18 protein-coding genes are annotated in these 26,076 nt (G+C 61.0%); 10 read left to right on the top strand and 8 right to left on the bottom strand.

The annotated features are described in order from the left end of the window. Window positions 1–14: 14 nt before the first annotated feature. Entirely contained in the window at window positions 15–2,108 is a 2,094-nt protein-coding gene (locus CABTHER_RS04315) for a S9 family peptidase (RefSeq protein ID WP_014099369.1), read from the bottom strand. 161 nt (window positions 2,109–2,269) lie between these two features. Beyond that, entirely contained in the window at window positions 2,270–3,133 is an 864-nt protein-coding gene (gene galU / locus CABTHER_RS04310) for a UTP--glucose-1-phosphate uridylyltransferase GalU (protein ID WP_041569505.1), read from the bottom strand. A 320-nt stretch (window positions 3,134–3,453) separates the two neighbouring features. Between galU and CABTHER_RS04305 the strand changes: the two genes are divergently transcribed. Then, window positions 3,454–3,651 (top strand): twin-arginine translocase TatA/TatE family subunit, encoded by a 198-nt coding sequence (locus tag CABTHER_RS04305; RefSeq protein ID WP_014099367.1) that lies wholly within the window; start codon window positions 3,454–3,456, stop codon window positions 3,649–3,651. 137 nt (window positions 3,652–3,788) lie between these two features. Next, window positions 3,789–4,436 (top strand): Crp/Fnr family transcriptional regulator, encoded by a 648-nt coding sequence (locus CABTHER_RS04300; protein WP_014099366.1) that lies wholly within the window; start codon window positions 3,789–3,791, stop codon window positions 4,434–4,436. A 75-nt stretch (window positions 4,437–4,511) separates the two neighbouring features. On the opposite strand, the gene CABTHER_RS04295 is transcribed toward CABTHER_RS04300, so the two are convergent. Continuing rightward, the gene (locus CABTHER_RS04295) at window positions 4,512–5,912 is read right to left on the bottom strand and encodes a serine/threonine protein kinase (protein WP_187288417.1); all 1,401 of its coding nucleotides are present in this window, start codon (window positions 5,910–5,912) and stop codon (window positions 4,512–4,514) included. Between the two features lie 146 nt (window positions 5,913–6,058). Continuing rightward, window positions 6,059–6,970, bottom strand: a complete 912-nt coding sequence (locus CABTHER_RS04290; RefSeq protein WP_041569076.1) for a beta-1,6-N-acetylglucosaminyltransferase — start codon at window positions 6,968–6,970, stop codon at window positions 6,059–6,061. A gap of 556 nt (window positions 6,971–7,526) precedes the next feature. Between CABTHER_RS04290 and CABTHER_RS04285 the strand changes: the two genes are divergently transcribed. The 3 genes from CABTHER_RS04285 to lysS all read left to right on the top strand — a co-directional run bounded on the left by CABTHER_RS04285 (window position 7,527) and on the right by lysS (window position 13,797). Next, window positions 7,527–11,321, top strand: coding sequence for a TonB-dependent receptor (locus CABTHER_RS04285; RefSeq protein ID WP_041569075.1), 3,795 nt, complete (start codon window positions 7,527–7,529; stop codon window positions 11,319–11,321). A gap of 190 nt (window positions 11,322–11,511) precedes the next feature. Then, window positions 11,512–12,228 carry an RNA polymerase sigma factor gene (locus CABTHER_RS04280; RefSeq protein WP_014099362.1) on the top strand — a complete coding sequence of 239 codons (717 nt, stop codon included), beginning with the start codon at window positions 11,512–11,514 and terminating at the stop codon, window positions 12,226–12,228. Window positions 12,229–12,258: 30 nt separating this feature from the next. After that, on the top strand, window positions 12,259–13,797 hold the full coding sequence (gene lysS / locus CABTHER_RS04275; RefSeq protein WP_014099361.1) for a lysine--tRNA ligase: 1,539 nt from the start codon (window positions 12,259–12,261) through the stop codon (window positions 13,795–13,797). Here lysS and CABTHER_RS16480 read toward each other — a convergent pair. The 3 genes from CABTHER_RS16480 to CABTHER_RS04260 all read right to left on the bottom strand — a co-directional run bounded on the left by CABTHER_RS16480 (window position 13,679) and on the right by CABTHER_RS04260 (window position 17,799). Next, a complete protein-coding gene (locus CABTHER_RS16480) occupies window positions 13,679–14,500 on the bottom strand; it encodes a CerR family C-terminal domain-containing protein (RefSeq protein WP_041569074.1) in 822 nt (273 codons plus the stop codon). The genes lysS and CABTHER_RS16480 overlap by 119 nt on opposite strands. 97 nt (window positions 14,501–14,597) lie before the next feature. Then, window positions 14,598–15,911 carry an MFS transporter gene (locus CABTHER_RS15530; RefSeq protein ID WP_014099359.1) on the bottom strand — a complete coding sequence of 438 codons (1,314 nt, stop codon included), beginning with the start codon at window positions 15,909–15,911 and terminating at the stop codon, window positions 14,598–14,600. A gap of 10 nt (window positions 15,912–15,921) precedes the next feature. Continuing rightward, window positions 15,922–17,799 carry a TolC family protein gene (locus CABTHER_RS04260; RefSeq protein ID WP_014099358.1) on the bottom strand — a complete coding sequence of 626 codons (1,878 nt, stop codon included), beginning with the start codon at window positions 17,797–17,799 and terminating at the stop codon, window positions 15,922–15,924. A gap of 292 nt (window positions 17,800–18,091) precedes the next feature. Between CABTHER_RS04260 and CABTHER_RS04255 the strand changes: the two genes are divergently transcribed. The 3 genes from CABTHER_RS04255 to CABTHER_RS04245 all read left to right on the top strand — a co-directional run bounded on the left by CABTHER_RS04255 (window position 18,092) and on the right by CABTHER_RS04245 (window position 21,348). Continuing rightward, window positions 18,092–18,592: an NfeD family protein gene (locus CABTHER_RS04255; RefSeq protein WP_014099357.1), complete on the top strand. Its 501-nt coding sequence runs from the start codon at window positions 18,092–18,094 to the stop codon at window positions 18,590–18,592. A gap of 89 nt (window positions 18,593–18,681) precedes the next feature. Further along, window positions 18,682–19,743 carry an SPFH domain-containing protein gene (locus tag CABTHER_RS04250; protein WP_014099356.1) on the top strand — a complete coding sequence of 354 codons (1,062 nt, stop codon included), beginning with the start codon at window positions 18,682–18,684 and terminating at the stop codon, window positions 19,741–19,743. A 36-nt stretch (window positions 19,744–19,779) separates the two neighbouring features. Continuing rightward, window positions 19,780–21,348 (top strand): amidase, encoded by a 1,569-nt coding sequence (locus tag CABTHER_RS04245; protein ID WP_014099355.1) that lies wholly within the window; start codon window positions 19,780–19,782, stop codon window positions 21,346–21,348. Window positions 21,349–21,380: 32 nt separating this feature from the next. Here CABTHER_RS04245 and CABTHER_RS04240 read toward each other — a convergent pair whose 3' ends face one another. Next, window positions 21,381–24,296, bottom strand: a complete 2,916-nt coding sequence (locus CABTHER_RS04240) for a TonB-dependent receptor (RefSeq protein ID WP_187288416.1) — start codon at window positions 24,294–24,296, stop codon at window positions 21,381–21,383. Between the two features lie 239 nt (window positions 24,297–24,535). Here CABTHER_RS04240 and CABTHER_RS04235 point away from each other — a divergent pair, with 239 nt between their 5' ends. Both CABTHER_RS04235 and CABTHER_RS04230 read left to right on the top strand, forming a co-directional pair. Next, window positions 24,536–25,513, top strand: a complete 978-nt coding sequence (locus CABTHER_RS04235) for a hypothetical protein (protein ID WP_014099353.1) — start codon at window positions 24,536–24,538, stop codon at window positions 25,511–25,513. A 19-nt stretch (window positions 25,514–25,532) separates the two neighbouring features. Continuing rightward, window positions 25,533–26,072: a hypothetical protein gene (locus CABTHER_RS04230; RefSeq protein WP_014099352.1), complete on the top strand. Its 540-nt coding sequence runs from the start codon at window positions 25,533–25,535 to the stop codon at window positions 26,070–26,072. Window positions 26,073–26,076: the final 4 nt, after the last annotated feature.

The raw sequence follows: 26,076 nt of genomic DNA, 5'->3' as shown, positions 1-26,076 counted from the left end.
CCGTGTAAAGCATTTCAGCGCAGATACTTTGCCAGCCAGGCATGCACCTCCTGGAAGAGATACCGGTTGTCCTCACCGCGCAGAATCCAGTGGTTGGCTTCGGGAAACACGATGAGCCGGCTGGGAATACGGCGGCGCTGGAGAATCGTCCAGTTTTCAAGGGTCTGGTTGAGCGGGACGCGAAAATCGTTCTCGCCAATCGTCAGCAGGATTGGCGTCTGAAAATTAGCCGCGTACCGGATGGGATTCTGTTTGCGCCAGGTTTCATTCTGTTCCCAGACGGGCCCGCCGTTGGCCAATTCGCGAAAGTAACTGGTGTCGCTCGTTCCGTACTGCGACTCGGAATTGATGAGCCCGGCGTGGGAGATGAGGCACTTGTAGCGGGTTGTCGTGGCCTGCAACCAGTTGGCCAGATGGCCGCCATAGCTGGCGCCGCCGGCCGCCACCCGTTCGCCATCGGCATAGGGGAACGCTTTGGCCACCGCGTCCACGGCCTCCGTGATTTCACTCCCGCAGGTTCCGAAGGGATCGCCCTGGATCGCCTGGGCAAAGGCTTCCCCAAAACCGGTCGAGCCGGTGTAGTTCGTCAGCAGAACGAGATAGCCTGGCTGCGCCAGCAGGTGATAGTTCCAGCGCAGAAAGAACTGATCGCGGAACATGGTGTGGGGGCCGCCGTGGATGAAAGTAAAGATGGGGTAGCGCCGCTTGGGATCAAAGTTCGGCGGCAGCACAAGCATGTTGTGGATGCGCTTGCCGGCCCGGCTCGTGAACCAGAAGTGCTCCAGCGGTTGCCAGTCAATTTGCGCCGCCGCCGCCACGTTGAAGCTGGTCAACGCCACGTGCCGCCCGGCGTCGGGGTCAATCCGTACGATTTCGGCCGGATTGACGGCGCTTTCCCAGTTGGCAAACAGCAGTGGACTTGCGGCCTGCGGGGGAATGGACAGGTTCGTGTAGCAGCCGAGTTTCACCTCAAAGGCAAGCTGTGCCGGGCCGCCACGTGCCGGGATGCGAAAGAGCTTTTCGTGTCCGGCCTCTTCCGCCGTCACGTACACGGTCTGGCTGTCCGGTGTCAGACCAAAAGACTCCACGGAACGGTCAAAGCCTTCTGCCGGGCGCGACTCGTTCACCAGTTGGCCATTCTGCCAGTCAAAGCGTGCCAGACGGTCAAGGTGATACACCTTGCCGTCAGTGGTCGGCGAACACAAGGCATAGAGTCTCTTCCCGTCCGGGGCGAACAGCGGGCGGCTGTAGGTGTGACCGGGGCTGGTCAGGCGGCGCGGTTCACCGCCCTGGGCGCTCACCACATACAGGTGTGTTTCAACGGGAGCATAGGCAGCCTGTTTGTGCTCGGTGGTGGCCGTAAACACGATGGCCGCACCGTCCGGCGTCCAGATGGCATCGAGCGTGTCGGCGGCATTTGTCGCACGCCCACCAAAGCCGGGTTCCGCGACAAGCTTTGTCCCGGCCAGCACATCCCGGGCTGGCGCGCCTTTCTCCAGTGGCTGTACGAACAGGTGGGTCTGCGTATCGTCCAACCAGTGGTCCCAGCGCCGGATCGGGTAGCCGTCATAAACCCGTGCCTTGTACTTCCGGTTTTTTCGTTCAGCAGCAATGCGCTGGTTGTCGGCGTCGGTGAGCGCACCGGGGAAGACCACGCTCGAAAACAGCAGGGTCTTGCCGTCAGGGCTGAAGCGCGGGGCGCTCGCGCCCGTCGAAAGGGATGTCACCCGCCGGGCTTCTCCGCCTTCGACCACATCCAGGAGATAGACCTGGTTGACCTCATCGCCTTCCCGTTTGGTGACGAAGGCAATGCGGCGACTGTCAGGACTCCAGGTGACATCCGACTCGGCGGCTTTGGTGAACGTCAACTGCCGGGGCGGAGCGCTGCCATCGCCGCGTACCAGCCACAGGTCACTGGACTGGTCTTTGGGATCGTAGGCCGGGTCAACGACGGAAAACACGACGAACAACCCGTCGGGGCTGGGAACCGGCGCGCCGACGCGCTTCATCAGCCACACGTCTTCGTGGGTGATGGGGCGCTTGGCCGCTGCCGGCGGTGTCTGTGCGGAGAGCCGGGCCGGGGCAATGAGCGCTGCGACGAAAGCCATGCCGCACAGGGCAAGTCTCCGTCGGAGTGTGGGACGGGCGGTTCTGACGATTCGTTTCCAGTTCACGGTTCGGTACAGTGGCATGGCGACAGAGCGCGGCGTTGCCCGCAGCGGTTTACGTCAGGCAACCCGCCGGGCACACCAGTTTCAGGATTTCGGGGTTACAGGGTGAGTGACTTGAGATAGGCGCGGAACTCCGGGCCGAGGTCTGGACGCTGAAGCGCAAACTCGACCGTGGCGATGAGAAAACCGAGCTTGTCGCCGGCATCGTGGCGGACGCCGTGGAACTCGTGCGCATACATGGCCTGCTCTTTGAGCAACAGGCGCATGGCGTCGGTGAGCTGAATCTCTCCGCCGGCACCTTTGGGTGTCTTTTCCAGCACGTCGAAGATTTCCGGCATGAGAATGTAACGACCGATGATGGCCAGGTTGGATGGCGCTTCGGCAAAGGGTGGCTTTTCAACCATGTCGCGGATTTTATAGACCCGGTCTTCGATAGGGTCCACGGCCAGCACGCCGAAGCGGGAAATGGCCTCGCCTTCCACGCGGGCGGTTCCGATGACGGAGCGCCCGTAACGTTCATACACCTCGATCATCTGGCGCAGGCAGGGCACTTTGGAGTCCACGATGTCGTCCCCAAGAATCACGGCGAAGGGTTCGTCGCCCACCAGTTCGCGGGCGACGAGCACGGCGTGGCCCAATCCCAGGGCCTGTTTTTGCCGCACGTACGAGACGTTGATCTTGGAAATTTCCTGAACCTGTTCGAGCAGATCGAGTTTGCCTTTCTCGCGCAGCAGATGTTCCAGCTCGAAGGAAATGTCAAAGTGGTCCTCAATGGCGTTCTTCCCGCGCCCGGTGACGATGATGACCTGCTCGATGCCGCTCAGAATGGCTTCCTCGATGCCGTACTGGATGAGCGGTTTGTCCACGAGCGGCAGCATTTCCTTGGGTTGGGCTTTCGTCGCCGGCAAAAAACGGGTCCCCAACCCGGCGGCAGGAAAGATGGCTTTACGGATTTTCCTCATGGTGATGGTTCTCAGCGAGTCAGTGGCCGCCAGTTTCCGAATCCGGTCGGCAACGATGTGGGACACAAGCCCTGAAACAGCTTTGGTGTTCACTGACGATACGCCAATCCGCCCGGACCGTGCGAGTGAAAATCCGCCACAGGCATTGTGTGGTGTGGTCACGGCGTCCCCGGCTACCTTCCGGCACCCCTATGACCGCCGGTGCAGGCGGTGGCGCACCTGTTACACAACTGTCATGGTTGAATTGACAGTATTCCAACACACTCTTAGTATGCACTTACTCTAGCCGGTTTCCGGCAGCGCGAGGAGTTGGCCACGCTATGAATCTTGGTACGTCCGAAATCCTCCTGATTTGCCTGGTTGTGGTGCTGCTGTTCGGGACGAGGAAGATTCCTGAACTCTTCAGCGGGCTGGGCACAGGCATCCGCAACTTCAAGAAAGCTCTCAACGAGGACCCGGACGAAGCCAAGCGTAAGGAGCTTGCCGCTCTGCCCCCCAAGGAAAAAGAGTCGCTGTGACTCCAGGTTTCCTTCAGTGACAATAGTTTAGCCGTCCCCGCACATTCACAGTCGTTTACCGAGTTGTCAGTCCTGCCGGGTAGCTGAAGCTCCCCGGCGGGTACGTCCCTGCCTACCAGCGCCGAGGTGGTTCAGCTATGAGCACGATTGACCCGATTGCGGAGTTTATTCAGGGCCAGCTCAACGAAATCCGCGTCGTTAGCGGCGAGCGGGAATATCACCGGAATGAAACGATTTATCACCTTGACGATCCAGCCGACCACATCTTCTACATCCTCTCAGGCAGCGTGAAGATCACGCGCGTCTCGGATGACGGCAAGGAAAAGATCATCAGCATTCACCGCGCCGGTGAGATTTTTGGCGAGTTGTGTTTCTGTGAGGTGGATGACCGCCGCAGCGATCAGGCTGTAGCCATGGAACCAACGCGCGTGCTGGCCATTCGGGTCCACGACTTCCTGGCCATGCTGCGTGAAAATCCAAAAGCGCTGCTGGATATGCTGTCCCTGTTCTGCAAACGGCTGTCAGAAGCCCAGCAGCAGATCGAAACGCTGGCCTTTGACAACACGACGCGCCGCCTGGCGCGGGTGCTGCTCAAATCGAGCAGCGATTCCGGTCTGGAGCGGCTTCGCCTCACCCACGAAGAACTGGCACAGATGGTTGGGACCTCCCGTGAAATCATCACCACTATCATGAACCAGTTTCGTGAGGAGGGGCTGATTGACTACCGGCGAAGTGAAGTCAGTCCGCACGTCGAAAAACTGCGCCAGTTCCTCGTCACAAGCTGACTTCCCGGCCGGTCGCAGCGCACCTGGACATCCACGGCAGGCCGGGAGCGGTTTCCACCCTGTCTCAGCCTGCCGTCACAGTCCACCATCTACGTACTCCCGCAACACCCAGCCTTCGTTCACCGCCGGGGACTTGCGTCGTCCCCACCGCTGCGGACGCACCCGGTAAAACCGGCCGCTGATTTCCAGAACATCGGCTTCGACCCCGGCTGGCAGTTCGCCCAGCCAGTCACGCGGGGTTGGGTTTTCGGTGGGCGTCGCGTAGGCCTTGGTCGGCCGCAACACCTTGACCTGAAACAGCGGGCGCGCAGAAGCGGCTGGCGGAGACTGTCCATACCAGTGCGCGCGGGCGGAAGCACGCGCCAGCCGGTACAGTGCCACCAGACCGCTGATGAACAAGACCACAACGGCTACGACAACCCCGACGCCAATCAGGCGGGTCGTCAGCGGCGACGGTAGCTCCACCGGAGAGGCGACATCACATAACGTTTCCCCGGCAGCACCGGTCGCGATGGAGGCATCGTCCGTCTCGTCAGCAGCAGCCAGCGGATTGTCAGGAACCGCCTGAACGGAAGCCACCGCCGCAGTGGATGTGGTCAGCGGAATCTCGGTCGTTGGCATTGCGGCTACGGCGTGCTCCACTTCCGCCCAGAATGCCGCCACCGTGGGGTAGCGATCCGTGACGTTCGTCGCCGTGGCCCGCTGAAGAACCTGCAACAGCGCCTCAGCGCCGGGTTGCGTCGCCAGCTTGGGAGGCAGTGTTTGGATTGGCGTCCGGCTTTCGAGGAAAGGATCGCCTGTCAGCGTGGCATGGAAGGTTCTGGCCAGCGCATACACATCGGCGGCAGCCGAAAGCGGGAGGCCAGCCCCCAGCCGGGCTTCCGGTGGCGCATAGCGGGACAGCCACCCGGTGAACTTCCCTTCGTTCATGGCCACCAACTCATCATCGCCAGTGGCGGAACCGAAGTCGGCGAGTTTCAGCGTCCGGTGATCACCGGTCAGCAGCAGATTTTCCGGCACGACATCGCCGTGGATGACGCCCAAGGCATGGCAGTGGGTCAGGGCGGCCGCAGCCTGCCGCAGCAGGTTCACGGTCTTGAGCAACGATAGCCCCTGCCAGGCGTGGCTCAGCGCAGCCAGCGTGCCGCCTGCAAGGTACTCAAGGACGTGGTAATCAAAGGGGCAGCCCGCCGGGTCGTGGGCACTCCCGCTGTCCAGCCGCAGCACGATGTACGGGTGACTGACGCGATCAAGCCAGACACCTTCCAGCCGAAACCGCGTCTGTCGCCAATCCGGCCCATCGGCCGTGGGCGCCGGAAGACCTGGCGCAGAACATGGAGTTGGAAAAGCCTTGATCACGACCAACTGCTGGCTGACGTCATCGAGCGCCAGGAAAATCCCGGAGCGGCTCCCTGTCACCAGGCGCGAGCGGATGCGGTATCGCCCGGCCAGAACCACATTTTCAAGTTGGAGCACGTCGCCTGACACCTGTCTTCCTCAGCCCGGAGAGCTTGCCGGCCGTAATCTATGTCTGCCTGCCAAGTGAGGGAAGACAAAACGGCTGCTTCAATGCCCGGATGCAGCTTTCATCCCAACAAGGGATGGAAAGCCGGTGGCGCGTATCATTCCTTGCCGAGAATGTGGGTATCCAAAAGCTGCCGCAGCCTGGCACTGCGTTCAACGTCCAGCTTCCGCGCCCAAAGCGCGTCTGATTCCAGAAGTTCAGGCCAGTGCTGCTCGGTCAGAAGCCGGGGATGCCAATCGGTCGTTCCCCGCCAGTCAATGTAGTGCCAGTTACGGTACTGACCACGAAGCTGGCTGGCATTTCCCAGAAGGCTCTGGATGACGGTTTCCACGGGTGAAGGGGCTTGGGAGCGGTTTTGTGGGTAGGCCGTCAGGTAAAACTGCACGACCGGGTGTTCCCAGACATTCAGGTTGAGCAGATAGGCAACGGCCCGCTGCCCCAGCACAAACCAGTCTGAACCGTGATAAAGCCGGAAATTCTCCCCAAAGGGAATGACCGCACGCGGGCGACGAACCCGGAGCGGACGCCAGTAGAACTGCCCGCGCCGGGAGATGAAGGGTATTACGCCAATGGTGCGCCGGGCCACGGCATCCTCAACATGTTTGTCAAGCTCGATACCACTGGACTGAAAATCCACCCGGCGCATATCCACGTAGAAATCGGCGGTGAGCTGATTGAGCCGGTTGGCGATCACTGACGCCGGTTTGATGGGATAGCAGGTGGGGGACAGCGTGGCATACCACCGGGGCGGTTTCGGCAAACGAAACAAACACTCCAGACCGCGGATGATGGCAAAGACCTTGCTGATGTGTGACCAGCGGGTTTGCCGGACGGGCGGCAGAAGCCGGACCCCATACCGTTTCACCAGCGACAGGTCGGCCGGAGACTGATAGGTATCGTGGTGGAGGACAATCTCCACATCGCCAAGTTCCCGCAGGCGCGGCAACAGCCGTGCCAGTAAGTCCCAGTCCTCCGCCCGATGGGAAAGAATGACGAACCCAAAACTCATGGTACTGAAAGCGATTTTCTGCGCCTTTGGCTGGAGGCCTCCATCGAAACACCAGGGGCACAGCTCCGGCTGGTTTTGAAAATCCGGTGAGTGCAATGCAGGAAGTAATCCATTGATGGGGCTGTGGATTGGTGGGGCTATGGGATGTGACAGACAAACAATGGAAATCCGGTGGGCAACCGATGATGTGGCCAACCCTATTCACAATGGGCTGCCAGTGTCAACCGTACGCCCAGGCAAACCCCTTGAATCCAGAACATTTCGGCTTCAATCCAATGCGGTTTGGAAGACGCCGGGACATGGTACGGGCCGCCACGCCTTGCCAGCGGCGACGGTCAGCCCCCATGGCAGGGGTGGTTGAGCAGGCTTCGGACGGCCACCCGGTGCGACGACACCGCCATATTTTCGGTTTCCATCGCGTGAAACGTGTGTTACAAGACAAACCAATCAGCACAGTTGGAAAACCACGTCAGCTCGCATGGGGACAGGTGCTGCGCCAGTCCTGGGCGGCTGGCTGGCTTGGATGACTTTACATTGAAAGAGGAGTGGTCTGGGCATGTCACAACAACCTCACTACGCCGATGCCTGGATGCAACGAGTGGCTTTGCTCTGCGCGTTTTTGGTATGGAGCCTGGTTCCGGCTTTGGCGCAATCCGGCACCACGGGCATTTCCGGCACCGTCCGGGATGAACAGGGGCGCGTCATTGCCGGCGCAACGGTCACACTGACTGACGCTGACCGTGGAACGTCCCGCACCCAATCCACCGACAACAACGGCTCGTACAGCTTCAGCAACCTTGTTACCGGGCGCTACAACCTGACCATCGAAGCCAGTGGCTTCAAAAAGAAAATCGTCGAGAACATCCAGGGCCTCGTGGACAAGACCACGGATGTCTCCGTTGCCCTTGAAGTTGGCGGAGCGGATGAAGTCGTCACAGTTTCCGCCAGTTCACTGGATGCTGTCATCAACAGCCAGAATGCCAGCCTGGGCAATAACTTCGTCGAACAGCAGATCAAACAACTCCCCCTGGAGGGGCGGAACGTGGCCGCGCTCCTGAGTTTGCAGCCAGGGGTCACGGCTGATGGCTATGTGGCTGGCGGACGCAGCGATCAGGCCAACATCACGCTCGATGGCGTGGATGTCAACGATCAGGTCAACGGCTTTGCCTTTACCCCGGTGCTGCGCGCCACACCCGATTCAGTCAGCGAGTTCCGGGTCACGACGGTCAATGCCGATGCCAACCAGGGGCGCTCCTCCGGCGCCCAAATCTCCCTGGTGACAAAAAGCGGAACCAACGAGTTCCACGGCACGCTCTTTCATTTCCATCGCAACACGGTCACAACTGCCAACGACTTCTTCAACAACCTGGCTGGAACGCCCCGTCCGCAGCTCATTCGGAACCAGTTTGGCGGCGCCATTGGCGGCCCGGTCGTCAAGGATCGCTTCTTTTTCTTCTTCACCTACGAGGGACTGCGCGAAGCCAAAGGGACGCCTGTGACCCGGCTGGTGCCCCGGCCCACGATGGGACAGGGCATCCTGCGCTTCATCAATCCCAGCGGTGGGATCACCACCCTGACCCGCCCGCAGTTGGAAGCCATCTTCCCGGCGGTCGGACTCAACCCAATCACACTCCAGTTGATGGCACAGGCAGCGCAGCGTTATCCGGTCAACAATGATCAGGTCGGCGATGGTCTCAACACGGGCGGGTTTACCTTCAACGCCCCACAGCCGGTCCGGCAAAACACAAGCATTGCGCGGCTCGACTGGAACGTTGACCGGCAGAACAAACACGTGGTGTCGGTGCGCCTCAACTACCAGTACGACAACAGCGCCCGTGCCACGCAGCAGTTCCCCGACACGCCAACGCCAACCGCGTGGCAACACCCCACCGGACTCGCCGCCAGCCATACCTGGACGATTTCCGGCAACAAAATCAATGTGTTCCGCTTTGGTATCACGCGCAACTCGTTTACCTTGGGCGGCGACTCAAACCAGAACCTGCTCAACCTGCGCGATGTGTTCCAGCCATTCGCCTTCCTGCGGTCACTTTCACGGGTGTCGCCGGTGTACAACCTGGTCAACGACTTCACCCTGATCAAGGGCAGCCACTCGTTCCAGTTTGGCGGCAACGTCCGCATCATTCGGAACAAAGTCAACAACGCGACCCGCTCGTTTGATTCGATCATTGCGAACTTCTCGTTCTATCAACAGAGCGGCGCAGTTCTGTCGAACCCCATCATTGCGGCCGGCTTTCCCATCAGCACAGGCTTCCGCAGCCCGGTACAGGTGGCGATGTCGGCGCTCATCGGACGGGCCTCGCAGTACTCGGCCAACTTCAACTTCACACGCGACGGCTCACTTCTCAACAGTGGCGTCCCGGTTCGACGCGACATTGCGACTGAAGAATACGAAGGCTACCTGCAGGATACCTGGCGAGTCCGCCCCAACCTGACCTTCACGTACGGTATCCGCTACAGCGTCAGCCGTCCGGTCTATGAACAGAACGGCCTCCAGGCCCGCACCACCGTTCCGCTGGGGGATTACTTCCGCGGGCGGTTGCAGGGGATGCAAACCGGCGTGCCCTTCAACGAACGGATCGTGGTGGATTTGGCCGGGCCGGCCAACGGCAAGCCGGGCAACTACGACACGGACTGGAACAACTGGCAACCCCGTTTCGCCGTTGCCTGGTCGCCACGCGCCGAAGGCGGCTTCTGGAAGCGCCTGCTGGGCAATGAAGGCGATACCATCCTGCGGGGTGGCTACGGACTGGTCAACGACTACTACGGAACGCAGATTGCCTTCCAGTTTGACAGCAACAATACCTTGGGTTTTGCCTCACAATCGCTGACTCCGGCCAACTCGTTCAACGTCACCACGCGCCCCGGACCGCTCATTACCGGCATCGGTCAGCAGGTACGCGGGCTGCCACTCATCACGATTCCGGGCCAGCTCACCTTCCCGCGCCAGCAGCCCTCCACGTTCGGTCGCCTTCAGGCTATCGAGCAATCCCTGGATGCCACAGTGCGTGCCCCTTACAACCACGTTTTCAACGCGACCATCGGGCGCAAGCTGCCGGCCGGGCTGTATGTTGAAGCCTCCTACATCGGGCGCATTGGCCGCAACCTTCTGGCGACACGGGATATTGCGGCGCTCAACAACCTGCGCGACCCACAATCCGGGCAGGACTGGTACACCGTGGCCGGCATCCTGGCCGATCTGCGTGACCGCAACGCACCACTGTCGGCCGTCCCCAACCTGCCTTACTTCACCAATCTGTTCCGGGGGGTGGACCTCATCGGTGCGCTGGGCGATTTCTTCGTCGGCGATGAAGATGCGTTTCGGGGCTTGACGCCAACCCAGGCCGTTTATGCCTCGATTGCGCGCATTCCCATCCCCGGCATTGGCGTCATTGACGGAATCGCCGGAAGTGACTGGACAACACTCCAGTTGGCCTTTGACTATGCCAACTTCTTCTTCCGCACCGACGGCCGCCCGGCCTCGCCCATCTTCTTCCAGCCCCAGTATGGGACGCTTTCCGCCTGGAGCAGTGTCGCCACTTCGGATTACCACGGCTTCACGGTTTCCGTCCGCCAGCGGTACAAGGACCAGCTTACCTGGGACTTCAACTACACGCTGTCCAAATCACTCGATACGGCCTCCGGTCTCCAGCGTTTTGGGCAGTTTGGCAGCGCCTTCATCCTCAACCCGATTCGGCCCCGCGACAACCGGTCGTTTTCGGACTTCGATACCCGCCACATCATCAACTTCAACTCCATCTGGGACATCCCCGTGGGACGCGGCCGCGCCTTCGCTTCTGACATTCCCCGGTGGGCCGATGCCTTCATCGGCGGCTGGCAGTTGACGACAATTTTCCGGTGGAACTCCGGGCTGCCCGTGGATGCTCCCTTTGACGGGCGCCGGTGGGCGACCAACTGGAACGTCCAGAGCAACGGTGTGCCAATCCGTCCCATTTCCTCCTCCCCAACCCGCAACGGGGTCGGTGGGCGCCCCAATCTGTTCCGCGATCCGGTAGCAGCATCGCAGTCCTTCCGCAACCCGCGCGCCGGCGAAACGGGTGGACGCAACATCCTGCGCGATCCCGGCTTTGTGTCGCTTGACTTCGGGCTGGGCAAGTACTTCCGCATGCCGTGGAGCGAGAAACAGACGCTGCTGTTCCGGTGGGAAGTCTTCAACGCGACGAATACGGCGTCGCTGACCGGAGCGCAGACGGTCAACTATCAGATTCCACAGGATTCGACGACCAGCGCGCCAGGTCCGGGCTTCGGGCGTTTCACCCGGACTCAAGGCCCACCACGCATCATGCAGTTTGCCCTGCGCTATACCTTCTGAAGGCCAAACAACGTCAGCTTTCCGATCAGGCGATGGGTATTCCCCATCGCCTTTTTTCGTGTGCTTTTCAGCCAGCAATACCTGCCGGAAGCCCTCCGTCCAAGCGCCGGGGTTTTGACTTGCACCCCCAAAAAGCGTAACTTCGCCATGACCTTTGAACTCCTGACCTAGCGCCGTACGGTTTTGTCTGATGTCCTCGCCAGAGACGACCCATCCGGCCCTGCCGTCTGGCCCGGCCGCAGATGCTTCCGATGACGTGAATGATCTTCCGGCGGAGCAGCGTGAGGCGCTGGAAGCACTGGAAGCGGTACTGCCAGCACCGGCTCAGGCGGCCCGCAACCGGGCGGCGGACGTTGAGCTGGCCGCACGCTGCCGCGCTGGCGAACCCGCCGCGTGGGAGTATCTTGTCCGCCAGTACTCCCGGCGGGTCTATCAACTGGCCTACAAGTTCGTCGGACGCCACGAGCAGGCGGAAGACCTGACTCAGGAAGTGTTTCTGAAGATTTACCGCTCGCTCGATCAGTACAACCCGGAGGTCGGCGATTTCCCAAACTGGCTGTTACGCCTGGCGCGCAATCTCATTATTGACGACTACCGCCGCCGGCAGCGGCAACCTGTCGAAGGCGGCGAGGACCTGGAAGCCCATGTTCACCGCCTGCAAAGCCGGACGGATCATCCCCAGCAGCGCATCGAGCGCCAGGAACAGTCGCTTCAGATTATGCAGGCCATTGAAAAGCTCTCCCCCGACCTGCGGCAGTGCGTCATCATGCGCGACATTGAAGAAATGACCTACCAGGAAATCGTCGAAAAGCTCCAAATCCCGGAAGGCACGGTCAAATCCCGCATCAACCGGGGGCGCATCGAGCTGGCCCGTATCCTGCGGCGGATGAAAGTGATTGGCACTTAGCCCCGCCCACCCGCCGGTTGACGACACACCATGGAAGACAACGAATACACCCGACAACGCCGCCAACATCTGGCCGACATTGCCGCGCTGGGTTTTGCCACCCATCCGGCAGGTTACTCCCGGACGCACAGCGTCAGTGAGATTGTTGCCACCTACGGAACCTACCCGGCTGAAGCCTTGGAGCAGGAAGCGATTGCCGTCCGGGTTCCGGGCCGGATTCAGGCCATCAACCTTATGGGCAAGGCGGCGTTCATCCGCTTTACCGACGGCGCGGCCACGCTCCAAGCCTACCTGCGCCGGAACGAACTCCCGGAAAACGAATGGCTGCTCTTCAAACGGCTTGACCTCGGCGACTTCATCGGCGTTGCCGGCAAACTGTTTCGGACGAAAACCGGCGAGTTGTCCGTTCATACCGAACAGCTTACCTTTCTTACCAAGGCGCTGCTCCCGCCACCGGACAAGCACTACGGATTGCACGACATCGAGCTGCGCTACCGGCGGCGCTACGCCGATCTGATGGCCAACCGGGACGTGCGGGCGGTGTTTGTCAAGCGCGCCCGGATTATTCAATCCATCCGGCGCTTTTTTGATGCCCGTGGGTATCTCGAAGTGGAAACGCCCATGCTCCAGCCCATCGCTTCCGGGGCGACGGCGCGGCCCTTTATCACCCACCACAACGCGCTGGACATGCCGCTCTATGCGCGCATTGCACCGGAACTGTATCTAAAGCGGCTCATCGTCGGCGGCTTTGAAAAGGTCTATGAAATCAACCGCAACTTCCGCAATGAAGGGCTTTCGACGCGGCATAACCCGGAGTTCACCATGTTGGAGTTCTACGAAGCCTATGCCACGTACGAAGACCTCATGACGCTGACGGAAGAACTCATCACCGAAGTCGTCGCCCAGACCTGCGGGACAGAGACCATCACCTACAACGACGCTACGATCTCCTTTGCCCGTCCCTGGCGTCGCCTGACGATGCAGGAAGCCATCATCGCCTACTGGCCAACGCCTGACCGGCCGCAACTGGCCGACTTAGCCGACCTTGATGGCGTAACGCGCGCCATGGAACGTCTCCATCTGCCCGTGGCCCCGACGGCTGGCTATGGCAAACGGTTGGGCGAACTCTTTGAACACGTCGCCGAGCCGCACCTTATCCAGCCGACCTTCATCACGCGCTTTCCGACCGAGTTGAGTCCCCTGGCCCGCCACGCTGACGACGACCCGAACTTTGTGGATCGCTTCGAGCTGTTCATCGGCGGCATGGAATGCGCCAATGCCTTTACCGAACTCAACGATCCCGACGAACAACGGCGGCGCTTTGAGCAGCAACTGGCCGCGCGCGCCACGGGAGATGACGAAGCCATGCCGCTCGATGAAGATTTTATTCGGGCGCTGGCCTACGGCATGCCGCCCACGGCCGGCGAAGGCATCGGCATTGACCGGCTGGTTATGCTGCTGACGAATCAGCGTTCGATTCGGGATGTGATTCTGTTTCCCCACCTGCGCCCGGAGTCCCCGCCAGCCGCGTCTCCACCGGCCGCGGCGCCGCCACCGCCAGCCCCCTGATGGAAAATCCGGCAATGTGACGCGCCATGCGACGCAGGAAACGCGCCGTCAGCTTCCCTTCTCCCGTCAGTTGCAGAACGATGGGACGGCAGAAGTGCATGTGCAGGCACTGCCCAACGATGCTGAAGGCATGGAAAGCTACATCGAGGTCCGGCTTGAGATCGGGGCGCGCCAGCCGGATCAGCGCCATGAGAATCTCGAAGCGGGGCTGGATGAATTCCTGCACCACGATGTCAAGGGCGCCGGTCGGATGGAGCATCTCGTGCGACATCAACGCTGCCGAGTAGTCTGTTCCGGCCGGTTGACCATAGAGATGGCTGATGAAGGTCTCGATGAAGTGCACAATGCCCTGCTGTGCGGCCTCTGGCGTGCCCACCTGCTGGGCCTGCCGCAGAATGCGCGCAAAACGCGGAGTGATGTCCTTTGAGCGCCGCATCGCATAACGCAGGGTTTCCAGGTACAGCTCTTCCTTGCTGCGGAAGTGATAGTTGACAGCCGCAATGTTGACGCCGGCTTCGGCGGCCAGATCGCGGACGCTCGTACAGGCAAAGCCCCGCTCAGCGAACATCCGCTCCGCCACCACCAGCAGGCGGGTCTTGGCATCGGCTGTTTCGCCCTCAGCCGCGCGTTTTGCCTTGCGTTTTGGCAGCTTGGATTCACCTGCCGGAGCCGCCGCCTGATGACCAGCATTGGCTTGAGCCATAGGTTTCATTCCTGCGTTGTGCTTGCGCTTCAAAATCGGGTTTCCGGGTCAGCCTGTCTCAGGCACCTGACCCCAAGGCTGACACCAGTCAGGGTATTTATGCCGGTTGAGCCGGTGCCACGCCCGGCGGTGTAGATTCCCCCGTCGTCGCCACGCCAACCTGCCAACCCAGAAGTCCGGGACGCCCCATCATCAGCAGTCCGCCGCCAATCAGGCACAGACCGTTGATGAGCAGAGCCTGTGACGGGCCAAACCGGTCGCCAATCCAACCAATGCCAATGGCTACAACCGGTTGCAGACCGAAGCCGGCCATCAGCAGGATGCTCAACAGCCGCCCGCGCATCTGCACTGGAGCGAGCATCTGCGTCAATCCGTTGGCCGTCGTGAAAATGAAGGGAACGGCCAGCCCTGTCGCCACAATACACGAAACCGCCGCCGGGAGCGTACGACTCCAGGAATTGCACACCACCATGACGCCGGCCCACACCGTACACCCAACCAGCGCCGCCCCCACCCGTGGAATGGCCCGGCTCAGGTGCGTCACCAGTACTGAACCGATGAGCGCCCCTACCCCCGAAGCCCCCAGCAGCCAGCCCAAGGTGCGGGAATCCCCACGGAGAACAACTGTGGCCAGCGCAGGGTAAATCGTCAGGTTCGACAGGACGAAAAAGGCGGCCAGCATGGTGAAGGCCAGCAGGTCGAGCAGGCGCGGTTGGGAGCGCAGATACCGGACGGCCTCACCAAAGCCACCCCGACTGATGCCGGTCTGGGAAGCCCGCTCCGTGGTGACGCTGCGGATGGCCAGCAGGCTGGCAATAACCGCGAGAAAACTCACCCCATTGACCCAGAAGGCTTCGGCCACGCCGATGTGGGCAATCGCCCAGCCGGCAAGCGTTGGTCCCACCGTCCGTCCAAGCTGGACGATAATGCCGTTGAGCGCCAACGCCTTGCGAACTTCGGACATCCCGACCAGATCGCCGATGAAAGCCTGTTGGGCCGGCATTTCAACCGCCGCGACGACGCCAAGCAGAAACGACAGTCCATAGACGTGCCAGAGCCGAATCCACCCCGTTTGCACCAGCAGGGCGAGCGCAAAGGCCAGCAGCATCGCGGCCACCTGCGCCAGAATGAGCAGTTTCCGGCGGTCGAAACGGTCAGCCGCTGCGCCGGCCCACGGCGCCAACAATATCAGCGGCAAGGAACCGAGCAGCGCCACAACGCCTTGGGACTGCATCGAGTGACTTAGTTCCCATACCACCCACGACTGTGCCGTGATCTGCATCCAGGTGCCGAGCAACGACACCGCCTGTCCACCAAAGTAGAGACGGAAGGCACGTCTCCGCAGCGGCGACCAGTCGGCCGCCCACTGGCGCAGAAACGGGCGCTGAAGCCAACCACGCATGGTGTTCATTGGAAGTGGCTCAGGGTGTTGGCTCGACATCGGGATGTACATCCGCCGGACGTGACCCATCCGCCGGCTTGACCGTCAGACTGTTGGCATCCAGCGTGGTGGACATCGCCCGCTGAAGGGCTACGACCGCCTTGTTGTAGTCCGTCAGGGCGCGCACTTCCCGTCCCCGCGCCGCAGACAGGGCATTTTGCCGGTCAAGCACGAGGAAGTTCGTGGACTCACCCACCTGATAGCGGCGCATTTCGCTGGCGTACTGCGCCTCGGCTGCCACCCGTGAGGCCCGCGCCGCCTGCACCCGCCGCAACGCCGTCTGCACGGACTGAAGCGCGTTACGCACTTCCGTTTCCACCTGGGTTTCAAAACGCTGGCGCTGGGCGGCAATGAGCCGGTCCTGAGCCAACGCCCGGCCGAGTGCGCCCTGGGTCGTACGGTTGTTGAGCGTGAAGCTCAGGTTGACGCCAACCCGCACGCCATAAAAGTTCTTGGTGAACAGATTGCTGAGATTGCGCCCAAACCCGCCGATGAACACGCCCGGTGTCTGGTTGGTCGGCGGCGGAATCACGACCGGCCCCAGTCCAGCCTGTGCCGAAAGGAGGTTCAACCTTTCCAGCACGGCCGTATTGAAACCACCGGCAAAAGGATTGGTCGTGATGGGGAGCGGCGTCCCGGCCAGCCCCTGCAAGCTGTAGGAACCGACGAAATCCAACTGCGGACGGAGCTGGTCGCGGAAAAACCGGATGTCAATCTCGTTGGCCGTCTTCTGAATGTCGAACTGCTCCATTTCCGGCCGCCTGGCGAGCGCGGCTCGCACGGCTTCATCAAGCGAAATGTTGACCGGTTCGAGGTTGACCTGTTCAGTGGGCACAATGGCTTCCTGCCACAGGGGCGCCTGGCGCTGGTCCAGGATGAGGGACTTGAGGGCATTTTCCACGCGCGTCAGATTTTCCAGCGCCAGCAGGAACTCTTCCTGGCGCTGTTCGAGCTGGGCTTCGACCGATACGATCTCCACTGGAGCCGCCGTACCGGCCTCGACGAAGCGCCGGTTCTGTTCAAGCTGGATGCGTGCCAGCGCCACAGCTTCGGCGCGGATTTCGACTTCGCGGCGGGCAAAGACCAAATCCCAGTACGCCGACTGCACCTGCGCCACGATGTCTATGACGCGCTGCCGGAACTGCGAATCCGACAGCGTCAGACGCTTTTTGGCCAGTTCAATCTGGCGGCGGGATTCATCCGTCCGAAAGTTGCGAAACAGCGGCTGCGTGAAGGTGAAGGTCAACTGGGAACTGAACAGCGGATTGACCCCGGCAAAGATGTTGGTTGTGTCCTGCCGCGCCACGGTGAACTCGGCCCCGACGCGCCCGCCGGTCATCAGCGGCTTGGTGAAGGCAAAGGTGTTTTGTGCCGCGCGAATCTCGACGGCTCCGTTTTCATCGGCTCCGGCAAAGGGATTGACGGCCGGATTGCGGAGCGCCGAGTAGGCAAACTGGTTTGTCAGCACCACGTCGTAAAACCCCTTGGTGCGGTTGACATCAAATGCCGCCTGCTGTACGGCAATCCGCTGAATTTCCACGTCTGGATTGGCCCGCAACGCCATAAGAATGGCCTCGCGCAGCGCCAGCGGGCGGCTCAACCCCGGCACAACCCCCACCCGTGGCTCGATGGCGATCTGGCGACGTGCCTGCTCGATGAGGTCCTGATCGGAAGTCGTTGTGGAGGCTGTCGGCGTCTGGGCTGCCGTCCGCACAATCCCAGCGATGGCCGGGCGGCCCGGTTCGTCGGAAGCAGGACTGGAAACCGGAAACTCGTCCTGGGCGCGTACCAGGGATGTCATCAGAGCTGCCAGAATGAATGCCAGCCCGACCCATGTGCAGTAACGAGGAATGTTCATAAGTTCACCATTTCAATCACTTGATTGAAACATTCGTTTGAATGCAAGTCTTACGCCCCACCGACTGAAACGTCAAGTGTGATTTCACACGGACGCCCGGCTTCCGGCGTTTTCCGGGGATTTTCGGGCGGTCGGCTTTGGGTTTTTTCTTTGCCTGGTCACACCAATGCCGTGTTTTGGTGATGTCACTCGCCAAAGCGTGTTACATTCCTTAGTCTTCCCTGGATTGCGCAAAAACAAAAACATTTTGCTGAGTGCCGGCGTATAGGGCAGGCAAAGAAGAGGTCAGGTGATGATGCAGGGCATAACAGACTACCTTTGGGCGGTGTGGCTGGTGATCGCAGCTTTGTTTGCTGTGGTAGAGGTCTCCACGGTGACGTTCATAGCCCTGTGGTTCGGCATCGGAGCTGCTGGGGCTGCCCTGGTGGCTGCATTTGGTTTCAGCTTCCCCTTCCAACTGCTCACCTTCGTTGTGGTTTCAACCCTGCTGACGGTGAGCACACGGCGCATCTTCCAGCGGTGGCTGGAACGCTCCACACCGGCGCTGCCGGCACTGGGCGACATCAGCCTGATTGGAAAACGGGGCGTCGTCGTCACGGAAAGCCGGGGGCCGCGCAGCGAAGCGGAACTGGAACTCGATGGCACCGTCTGGACGGCGCTGCCCCTGGGCGGAGATCACCTGAAACCTGGTGAAGAATGCGAAGTGGTACGCATTGAAGGCAACCATCTCTATGTGCGCCCGCTACACCCCCTGCCAGACTGGAGAGCTGCCAGACAAACCCAGCGACAATAAAAAGCTGCTGGGGCGTTACGCGAAGTTTCGTTCGTGAAAAGTTCAGTCGTTGAAACCGTCAGCAGAGCTTTTTGAGGAAGGAGCAGAATATGGAAGGGTTTCTCGTGTTTATCGGCCTCTTCGTGGCAATTACCATTCTGATCATTCTGGCCAAGTCCATTCGCATTGTGCCGCAGATGCAGGTTGTCATTATCGAACGGCTGGGAAGATATGCCGGCATCCTCAGCAGCGGACCCCACATCATCGCGCCTTTTATTGACTCCCCCCGTACCGTCAACTGGACGGGATTTCCGATTGGCATGAGTTACATTGACCTGCGTGAGCAGTACACGGACTTGCCGATGCAGCCCGTCATCACCAAAGACAACGTGACGGTCGGCGTGGATTCAGTCATCTACTGGCAGATTACCGACCCCTACAAAGCAGTCTATGAAGTTTCCGATCTCTCTGGCGGTATCATCCAGTTGACCCTCACGGCCATGCGCAGCGTGATGGGCGAAATGGACCTCGATGAAACCCTGTCCTCACGGGACATCATCAACACTAAACTGCGGACGGTGATGGATGGGGCGACGAACAAGTGGGGCGTCAAGGTGACGCGCGTCGAAGTGCGCAACATCAACCCGCCGGAAGATGTGCGCGTGACAATGGAAAAGCAGATGACGGCCGAACGGAACCGCCGGGCCCTCGTGCTGCAAGCTGAAGGTGAAAAGCAGGCCGCCATCACCCGCGCCGAAGGGGAACGCGAAGCTGCCATTGCCCGCGCCGAAGGGGAACGCCAGATGCAGATTCTCCGCGCCGACGGTGCCGCCCAAGCACGCCTGCGTTCGGCAGAAGCCGAGGCCCGGTCCATTCAGATGGTGGCCCAGGCGCTGGGAGGCGCCGGCAATCCAGCCCACTACCTCATCATGGGACGCTACATTGAGTCCCTGCGCGAAATGGCCCAAAGCCCCAACAGCAAAGTGATCTTTATGCCGGTCGAAGCCTCGGGCCTGCTGTCATCCGTCGGGATGTTCAAGGAGATTTTCAGCAGTGACAGCAACAACGCGGCTCCCTCACCTGCGATGCCCTCACCCCAGCCCCCAGTGCCAGCGCGAACGGTGGTGCCGACAGCACCGGCAACACCACCGCCACAGTACGTTCCGCGCTAAAATGAGAACCGGCGGATGAAGAGTGAGGTATGCAGTATGACCGAACGACTTCCCCAGCCGGAAAATCCACTTGTTCAGATGCGTGCGACCGACCTTGTCCGCCGCCTGGCGTCGGGCGAGGTTTCGGCACGCGCCGTCGTGGATGCCCACATCGAACGCATCCAGGCAGTCAACCCACAGCTCAGGGCGGTCGTGGTGACGTGCTTTGAGGAGGCCCGCCGCGCGGCTGACGAAGCCGACGCCCGCCGCGCCCAAGGCGCGCTACTCGGGCCGTTGCACGGGCTGCCCATCACCATCAAGGAATCCTTCGATCTGGCCGGGACGCCAACCACACTTGGACTGACACAACGCGCCTACAGCCAGGCTAACCAGGATGCGCCACTTGTGGCCCGGTTGCGTCAGGCCGGGGCGATTGTCCTGGGCAAGACCAACCTGCCGCAGATCGCCATGGCGAATGAGTGTGAGAATCCACTGTACGGACGGACGGTACACCCCCTTGACGCACGCCGGGCACCCGGCGGGAGCAGCGGCGGCGAGGCCGCCATCATCGCCGCTTACGGCTCGCCGCTTGGGTTGGGCAGTGACATTGGCGGCAGCCTGCGCCTGCCGGCCCATGCCTGCGGCATCGCTTCACTCAAGCCAACCGCTCACCGGTTGACGATGCAGGGGCACGCCGAGGTGTTCCCCGGCATGGAAGCCATTGTCTGCCAGCCGGGACCCATGGCGCGCCACGTGGAAGACCTGATACTGGCCATGCGCGTCCTGACCGCAAACGGACAAGACACCAGCCGCGACCCGGCCGTTCCACCCGTTCCCTGGACAGAGCCGGAAACCACCTCCACACTTCAGGGGCTGCGCGTCGGCTACTACCTTGACAACGGGCTGTTCCGTCCCGCGCCGGCCATCCGGCGCGCCATCCGGGAAGCCGCCGATGCCCTTGAGCGGCGCGGCGCAGAGGTCATCCCCTGGCAGCCGCCGGACGTTGCCGAAGCCTTTGGGCTGTTTATCGGCATCCTGCTGGCCGATGACCTGCGCTACGCGCGCGACCTGCTCGCGGACGAACCAATCTGGACGCCTCTCTGGCCCTACCTGCTTCTGGTGCGGCTGCCAAACGTGGCCCGTGACATGTTGGCCCGCATCGCTGACGTTGCCGGACAGCGCGCCACGGCCCGGCTGCTGCGGGCGGCGCGTTCCCGAACGGCCACCGGATACTGGCAGCTCGTCGAAGCCCAAAAGCGATACCGCGAGCGATTTCTGGCCAAACTCGATGAGCAACGCTGCGACGTGCTGCTCTGCCCGGCCGACGGATTGCCGGCCCTGACGCACGGGGCAAGCGCCTACACAACAGAAGCCGTCAGTTACACGGCGCTTTACAACCTGCTTGGTATGCCGGCCGGCGTTGTGCCGTGGACAGCCGTCGGACCCAACGAAGAAAGCGACCGGCCGGACACGGTTGATCTGACCCAGCGCACAGCCCGCGAGGTTGAGCGTGACAGCGCCGGCCTGCCGGTTGGCGTGCAGGTCGTGGCGCGCCACTGGCGGGAAGACCTTGTGCTGCGCGTCATGCACGCCTTGGAGCAGGAGAGGCAGCCACCGTCAAACTGAACGGAAAGCCGCCCCTTCCTGCCAGACGGGAATCAAAACGTAAAGCGAACGCCAAGCTGTACCTGCCGTGGGCCGCCAAAACGCGCGGTCGAGGGCGCACTGTAGGGCAGAAAACCAGCCGGATTGAGCGCCGCTGTCGAAAGCGTGCCGTTGGATAACGGCCGCGGGCCTTCGACGATGGCAATGGCATCCACGTCGTAGTTTTTGTTGGTGTTGCGCGTCACGTTGAAGAATTCAGCCAGAAAGTCAAGCCGCCTGGTTTCGCCGAGCCGGAAACTCTTGGCCACCCGCAGGTCGAGGTTGAAGAAGTTGGGCTGGCGGAAGCTGTTTCGTCCGACAACGACGCCATTGATGATGGCGCGGTCGTTGTCATTGCCATCATTGTTCACATCATCCCCGATGATGGCTGTGTAGGGCAGCCCTGACCGGGCGACAATGATGGCACTTACGATGAAACCATAGGGCAGGTCCACCAGTCCGCTCAGGTTGAAGTTGTGCCGGATGTCCTGCTTCGACGGCCCGCGCTCCAGCTTGAGGTTGAAGGGGTTGATGGCGAACTCCTGATTGAAGTTCCGCTCGTTGGAGTCATCGTCCATCGTCCGTGAGAACGTGTAGTTGGCTGTCAGTTGGAAGCGGTTGGCATAGCGTCGGGTGACAGTGAGCATGCCGCCGTTGTAACTCGAATGCGCCGACGACTCGTTGATGAGAATCGGGCCGTAGTTGCGTCCGTTCAGAATCTGAATCGGACGGAACGCCGTGTTGAAGAACACATAGCCGGAGTTTCCAACAACAACGTAGCCGGGGCTGCCCGGCGGCGGCAGGTTGCGGTTGACGCGCCGTTGCAAATCCCAGGTTGAGTTGCGGATGAACCCAAGCGTCGCATTCCAGTGCTGAAACAGTTGCCGCTCAATGGTGAGCGATGCCTGAAAGGACCGTGGATTCTGGAAGTCCGGGGCAAAGCCATAGACCCGCTGCGGAAAGTCAATCGGAGCAAAACCGGCCGGCAGCGTCGTGATCGCACGCGGGAAGGACGGGAAGATGGCCGCCAGCAGCGCGTTGCGGCGTGAGCCGGAAGGGATGTTGTTGGTGTCTATGGCCAGGTTGGCAATGCCGTTTTCGGTGTTGACGCGCTGGAACAGCGTCGCCGGCGTGCGCGCCGTAAACAACCCGGCCGAGGCGCGGACGACGGTCTTTTTGTCGCCGTTGATGTTCCAGGCCAACCCAAGACGCGGCTGCCACTGTTCGAGATCGTTGGGAATGCGCTGGGTTTCAGGAATGTCGGGATTGGGTGAGGCCGGTTGCGGATTGAACTGCCCTTCCCAACGCAGCCCCAAGGTGATGGTCAGGGTTGGCAGGACCCGAATCTTGTCAGTGATAAAAGCGGCAATCTCCTGCTGGACGCCCCGGAAGGTCGCCGGTTCCTGCGGCGTTCCCGGCAGAAAGCCCCGGTAGCGGTTGATGGTGTTCACACCGGCCAGGGCGCGGGTGTAGTTGAGCAGGGCGTTCCCCCCGGTGAAACCATACCGCCCCTGAATAGCGGCGGCGCGCTGCTGCTGCACGCGGTTGATGTTCAGATCGAAACCAAAGCGCAACTGATGCCGTCCGCCGTTGAAGCTGACGTTGTCGGAAAGCTGGAAACGGCGCGTGCGGAACGTCCGCGGCCGGCTGTTGTCCCCTCCCACTGTCCCAACGCCGGAAATGTCAATCTGTGAATCCAGCGAGTTGGGCACTTCGTCGCGGTCGTCACCGGCGATCTGCCCCCGGATTTCATTGACGAACCGATCCGTCACCACCGTCACCAGGCTTGTCTTGAAGCCGTGGCTCCGGTTCTGGCGCGAGTAGTTGACCGATTCGGCCCTGGTCTGGCGGGCGTTTTCAAAATTGAAGTTGTCACCTTGCAGCCGCGTGTAGTTGTACTGGGTGTTGAGCGTGTTGCGGCTGTTGAGAATGTAATCGCCCCGGACAAACAGCGCCGTCGGGTTGTTGCTGCCGCGTTTTTCGCCTTCCAGGTCGCGCAGCACCTGCGGCAGCGTCTGCCCGGTCGGGACGTTGAAACTCACCACAAACGGTACGCGCAGAAAGTTCTGCTCGATGGCCGTGAAGAAAAAGACACGGTCGCGCTTGATCGGGCCGCCAAAGCTGCCGCCAAACTGATTCTGGAGGTTGTCCAGGTCACGCCCAAAGGCGTCCGGTGAGGTCAGAAACCGGTTGCGGTTGAAGTAAAAGGCTTCGCCGTGAAACTCGTTCGTGCCGCTTTTGGTCACGACATTCAGAAAGCCGGCATTGGTGCGTCCAATTTCGGCGCTGGCGCCAGCGCGCACCACCTGAAACTCACGAACAGCCGACTGGGGGAAAAAGAACACGGCTTCATTGCCGCCGCGCTGATTCCCCTGAAGCGGGTCGTTGAAGTCAGCGCCATCCACGGCGACATTGGAGTTGATTGAACGCTGCCCGGCAACCACCAGCCCACTCCGGTCCTGCTCCTGCATCACGCCTGGCTGGAGTTGAAAAAACTCGGCAAAGTTGCGTCCGCGCACCGGGAGGTCACGAATCGCCCGCTCGCTGATGTTGAGACCGGAGGCGGATTCCTGTACGTCCACAACGCCCTGGTCAGCCGTGACTTCGATGAACTCCCGGACGTTTTCCGTTTCGAGCGTGATGTCCACCCGCTCGGTATTGCCCACCGTCAGCTTGACAAGTTGCCGACCGGGTTGACCACCACCCAGCGCGGCAGCTTCAATCTCATACAATCCTACGGGAAGTACGCCCGCGGCATAGCGCCCATTGGCGTCTGTCGTCACAGTTCGGGTATAACCGGTTTCTTTATTTTTGATGACTACCCTGACCCCAGCGACAGGCGTACCAGATGCCTCCGAAACGATACCTTCGATGCCGGCACTACCGGATTCCGACTGGGCGCTGACAACTGAAAAGCATCCCAGTAGCATCCCAACCAGCCAGAAGCAAAGCGAAGTGTGATGAAGGCGCGCGAAGAAAAGATGTCTCCGGGGAGAACGCTTGCAAGACGGCATAGGCGTCTTTTTCTCCTTTGATGCCAAAACGAAAAGTTCGAGAACAAGCCGTGGAGGGAAACATTGGCGTGAAACTGAAGTCTTACCCTTATGTAACTTCTGTCTTACATAGAGCATCCAAACGACGAGCCCGGAGGTGTGCTCGGGGGTTCGTCATGGCATGCTGTCTGGTGTTGACGCCCTCAGCGCTGGCACAGGACAGTCCGCCCCATTCGGAGACATCAGACGACATCAAGCCGCTGCACATCGGCTGGTCGCCAAAAGACATCCCTTCCACGCCTGAACCGGTTGCTTCTTCGTACGACGCCCATTCCAATCCGCCCACAAGGCTGGTCTTTCCTGTCGCCAGCTTCCCTCAGAAGTCTTTGGAGCCATCCCCGGAGACCAGGGGATACCTGAAGCCACCGGCTTCCAACCCCAAAGGCCCCAGTGAGGGAGCGACAGATGAATCCCCGGCAACGGACCCGGATGAGGCCCCGGCAAAAGGTGATGGACAGGCCCCGGAAGACCGCTTTCAGTGGGGTGAGGCCCTGCGGCAGGCGGCGCTGTTCAACAGCCTGCAACATATTCTGCGCTTTGCCACCGAGGACGGGACGCGCAAGGAAATCAAAGGCCCCTTTTTCCGGGACTGGTTCCAGTCCGTTCGCAACCTGCGCGGCTGGCGGGACGGGGACCCGTTTCTGGTCAACTACATCGGACACCCCATCATGGGTGCGGCGTCGGGATATATCCAGATTCAGAATGATCCGCGCGGCCGCTACCTCGAATTCGAACCCACCCGCAAGACCTACTGGAAAAGCCGCCTGAAAGCGATGGTCTGGTCAGCCGCCTACAGCACGCAGTTTGAGTTGGGCCCCATCAGCGAAGCCTCGCTGGGCAACGTCGGACGGGCACCCCGGCCGGATGGGAAAAGTCCGATGTCCTATGTGGATTTGATCATTACGCCCACAGTGGGCACGCTGTGGCTGATGGGCGAAGATGCGTTGGACAAGCATCTCATCCAACGCTTTGAGAAGCGCGTCCGAAATCAGTTCTGGCGTGGAATCGTGCGCAGTTTTCTCAACCCCGGACGGAGCATCGCCAATGCCATGCGGTTCAAGGGGCCGTGGCATCGGGACCGCCGTCCTCTTTGAACTCACCGGAGTCACCATGATGAAATCAGCCATCAAGTCAGCGCGTTGGCTCATCGGGCTGGTGTGGTTCGGCTGGGTCCTGACGCTGGCCCCCACCACAACAACCGCACTTACCCCGGCACAAGCGGGTTTTCAGACCTACACCAATGCCCGCTTTGGTTATCGTATTGCCTACCCGGCCGACTTCACCCCCCAAGGTGAATCCGACAACGGCGATGGGCAAGTCTTCACCGGCGGAGACGATGCCGAACTGCGCGTCTGGGGCGGGTACAACGTTCTTGGGGAAACACCTGCCAGCGCCCTGCGGGAAGAACTCCGCCGCTGCGCGGAAAACCGGCGGCAGATCACATACCGTACGGTCGGCAGGGGCTTTTTCGTCGTGTCGGGCTACGAATCGGATGGCACGCGGATTTTCTACCTCAGAAAAATTGTCCGCCCGTCGCTTCAGGTTGGCTTTGAGTTTGTCTATCCGGTGAACAACCGCGCCCGCTACGACCGGGAGGTTGGGGTCATTGCCAACTCCCTGCGCCTTCCGTCCCGCCAGGCCGGATTCAGATAAGCCC

The sequence above is a fragment of the Chloracidobacterium thermophilum B genome (genome assembly GCF_000226295.1).
In the GTDB taxonomy this organism is placed as follows: domain Bacteria; phylum Acidobacteriota; class Blastocatellia; order Chloracidobacteriales; family Chloracidobacteriaceae; genus Chloracidobacterium; species Chloracidobacterium thermophilum.
Note: the sequence above shows the minus strand (reverse complement) of the source record. Positions and strands in the feature narration are given on the sequence as shown.

What these genes read in the sequence shown, in the direction of transcription:
- galU (WP_041569505.1), bottom strand. Translation starts at nt 3,133, where the DNA reads ATGAGGAAAATCCGTAAAGCCATCTTTCCTGCCGCCGGGTTGGGGACC.
- CABTHER_RS04300 (WP_014099366.1), top strand. Translation starts at nt 3,789, where the DNA reads ATGAGCACGATTGACCCGATTGCGGAGTTTATTCAGGGCCAGCTCAAC.
- lysS (WP_014099361.1), top strand. Translation starts at nt 12,259, where the DNA reads ATGGAAGACAACGAATACACCCGACAACGCCGCCAACATCTGGCCGAC.
- CABTHER_RS04290 (WP_041569076.1), bottom strand. Translation starts at nt 6,970, where the DNA reads ATGAGTTTTGGGTTCGTCATTCTTTCCCATCGGGCGGAGGACTGGGAC.
- CABTHER_RS04305 (WP_014099367.1), top strand. Translation starts at nt 3,454, where the DNA reads ATGAATCTTGGTACGTCCGAAATCCTCCTGATTTGCCTGGTTGTGGTG.
- CABTHER_RS04315 (WP_014099369.1), bottom strand. Translation starts at nt 2,108, where the DNA reads ATGGCTTTCGTCGCAGCGCTCATTGCCCCGGCCCGGCTCTCCGCACAG.
- CABTHER_RS04240 (WP_187288416.1), bottom strand. Translation starts at nt 24,296, where the DNA reads ATGCTACTGGGATGCTTTTCAGTTGTCAGCGCCCAGTCGGAATCCGGT.
- CABTHER_RS04230 (WP_014099352.1), top strand. Translation starts at nt 25,533, where the DNA reads ATGAAATCAGCCATCAAGTCAGCGCGTTGGCTCATCGGGCTGGTGTGG.
- CABTHER_RS04250 (WP_014099356.1), top strand. Translation starts at nt 18,682, where the DNA reads ATGGAAGGGTTTCTCGTGTTTATCGGCCTCTTCGTGGCAATTACCATT.
- CABTHER_RS04235 (WP_014099353.1), top strand. Translation starts at nt 24,536, where the DNA reads ATGGCATGCTGTCTGGTGTTGACGCCCTCAGCGCTGGCACAGGACAGT.
- CABTHER_RS04255 (WP_014099357.1), top strand. Translation starts at nt 18,092, where the DNA reads ATGATGCAGGGCATAACAGACTACCTTTGGGCGGTGTGGCTGGTGATC.
- CABTHER_RS04280 (WP_014099362.1), top strand. Translation starts at nt 11,512, where the DNA reads ATGTCCTCGCCAGAGACGACCCATCCGGCCCTGCCGTCTGGCCCGGCC.
- CABTHER_RS04260 (WP_014099358.1), bottom strand. Translation starts at nt 17,799, where the DNA reads ATGAACATTCCTCGTTACTGCACATGGGTCGGGCTGGCATTCATTCTG.
- CABTHER_RS04285 (WP_041569075.1), top strand. Translation starts at nt 7,527, where the DNA reads ATGTCACAACAACCTCACTACGCCGATGCCTGGATGCAACGAGTGGCT.
- CABTHER_RS16480 (WP_041569074.1), bottom strand. Translation starts at nt 14,500, where the DNA reads ATGGCTCAAGCCAATGCTGGTCATCAGGCGGCGGCTCCGGCAGGTGAA.
- CABTHER_RS15530 (WP_014099359.1), bottom strand. Translation starts at nt 15,911, where the DNA reads ATGAACACCATGCGTGGTTGGCTTCAGCGCCCGTTTCTGCGCCAGTGG.
- CABTHER_RS04245 (WP_014099355.1), top strand. Translation starts at nt 19,780, where the DNA reads ATGACCGAACGACTTCCCCAGCCGGAAAATCCACTTGTTCAGATGCGT.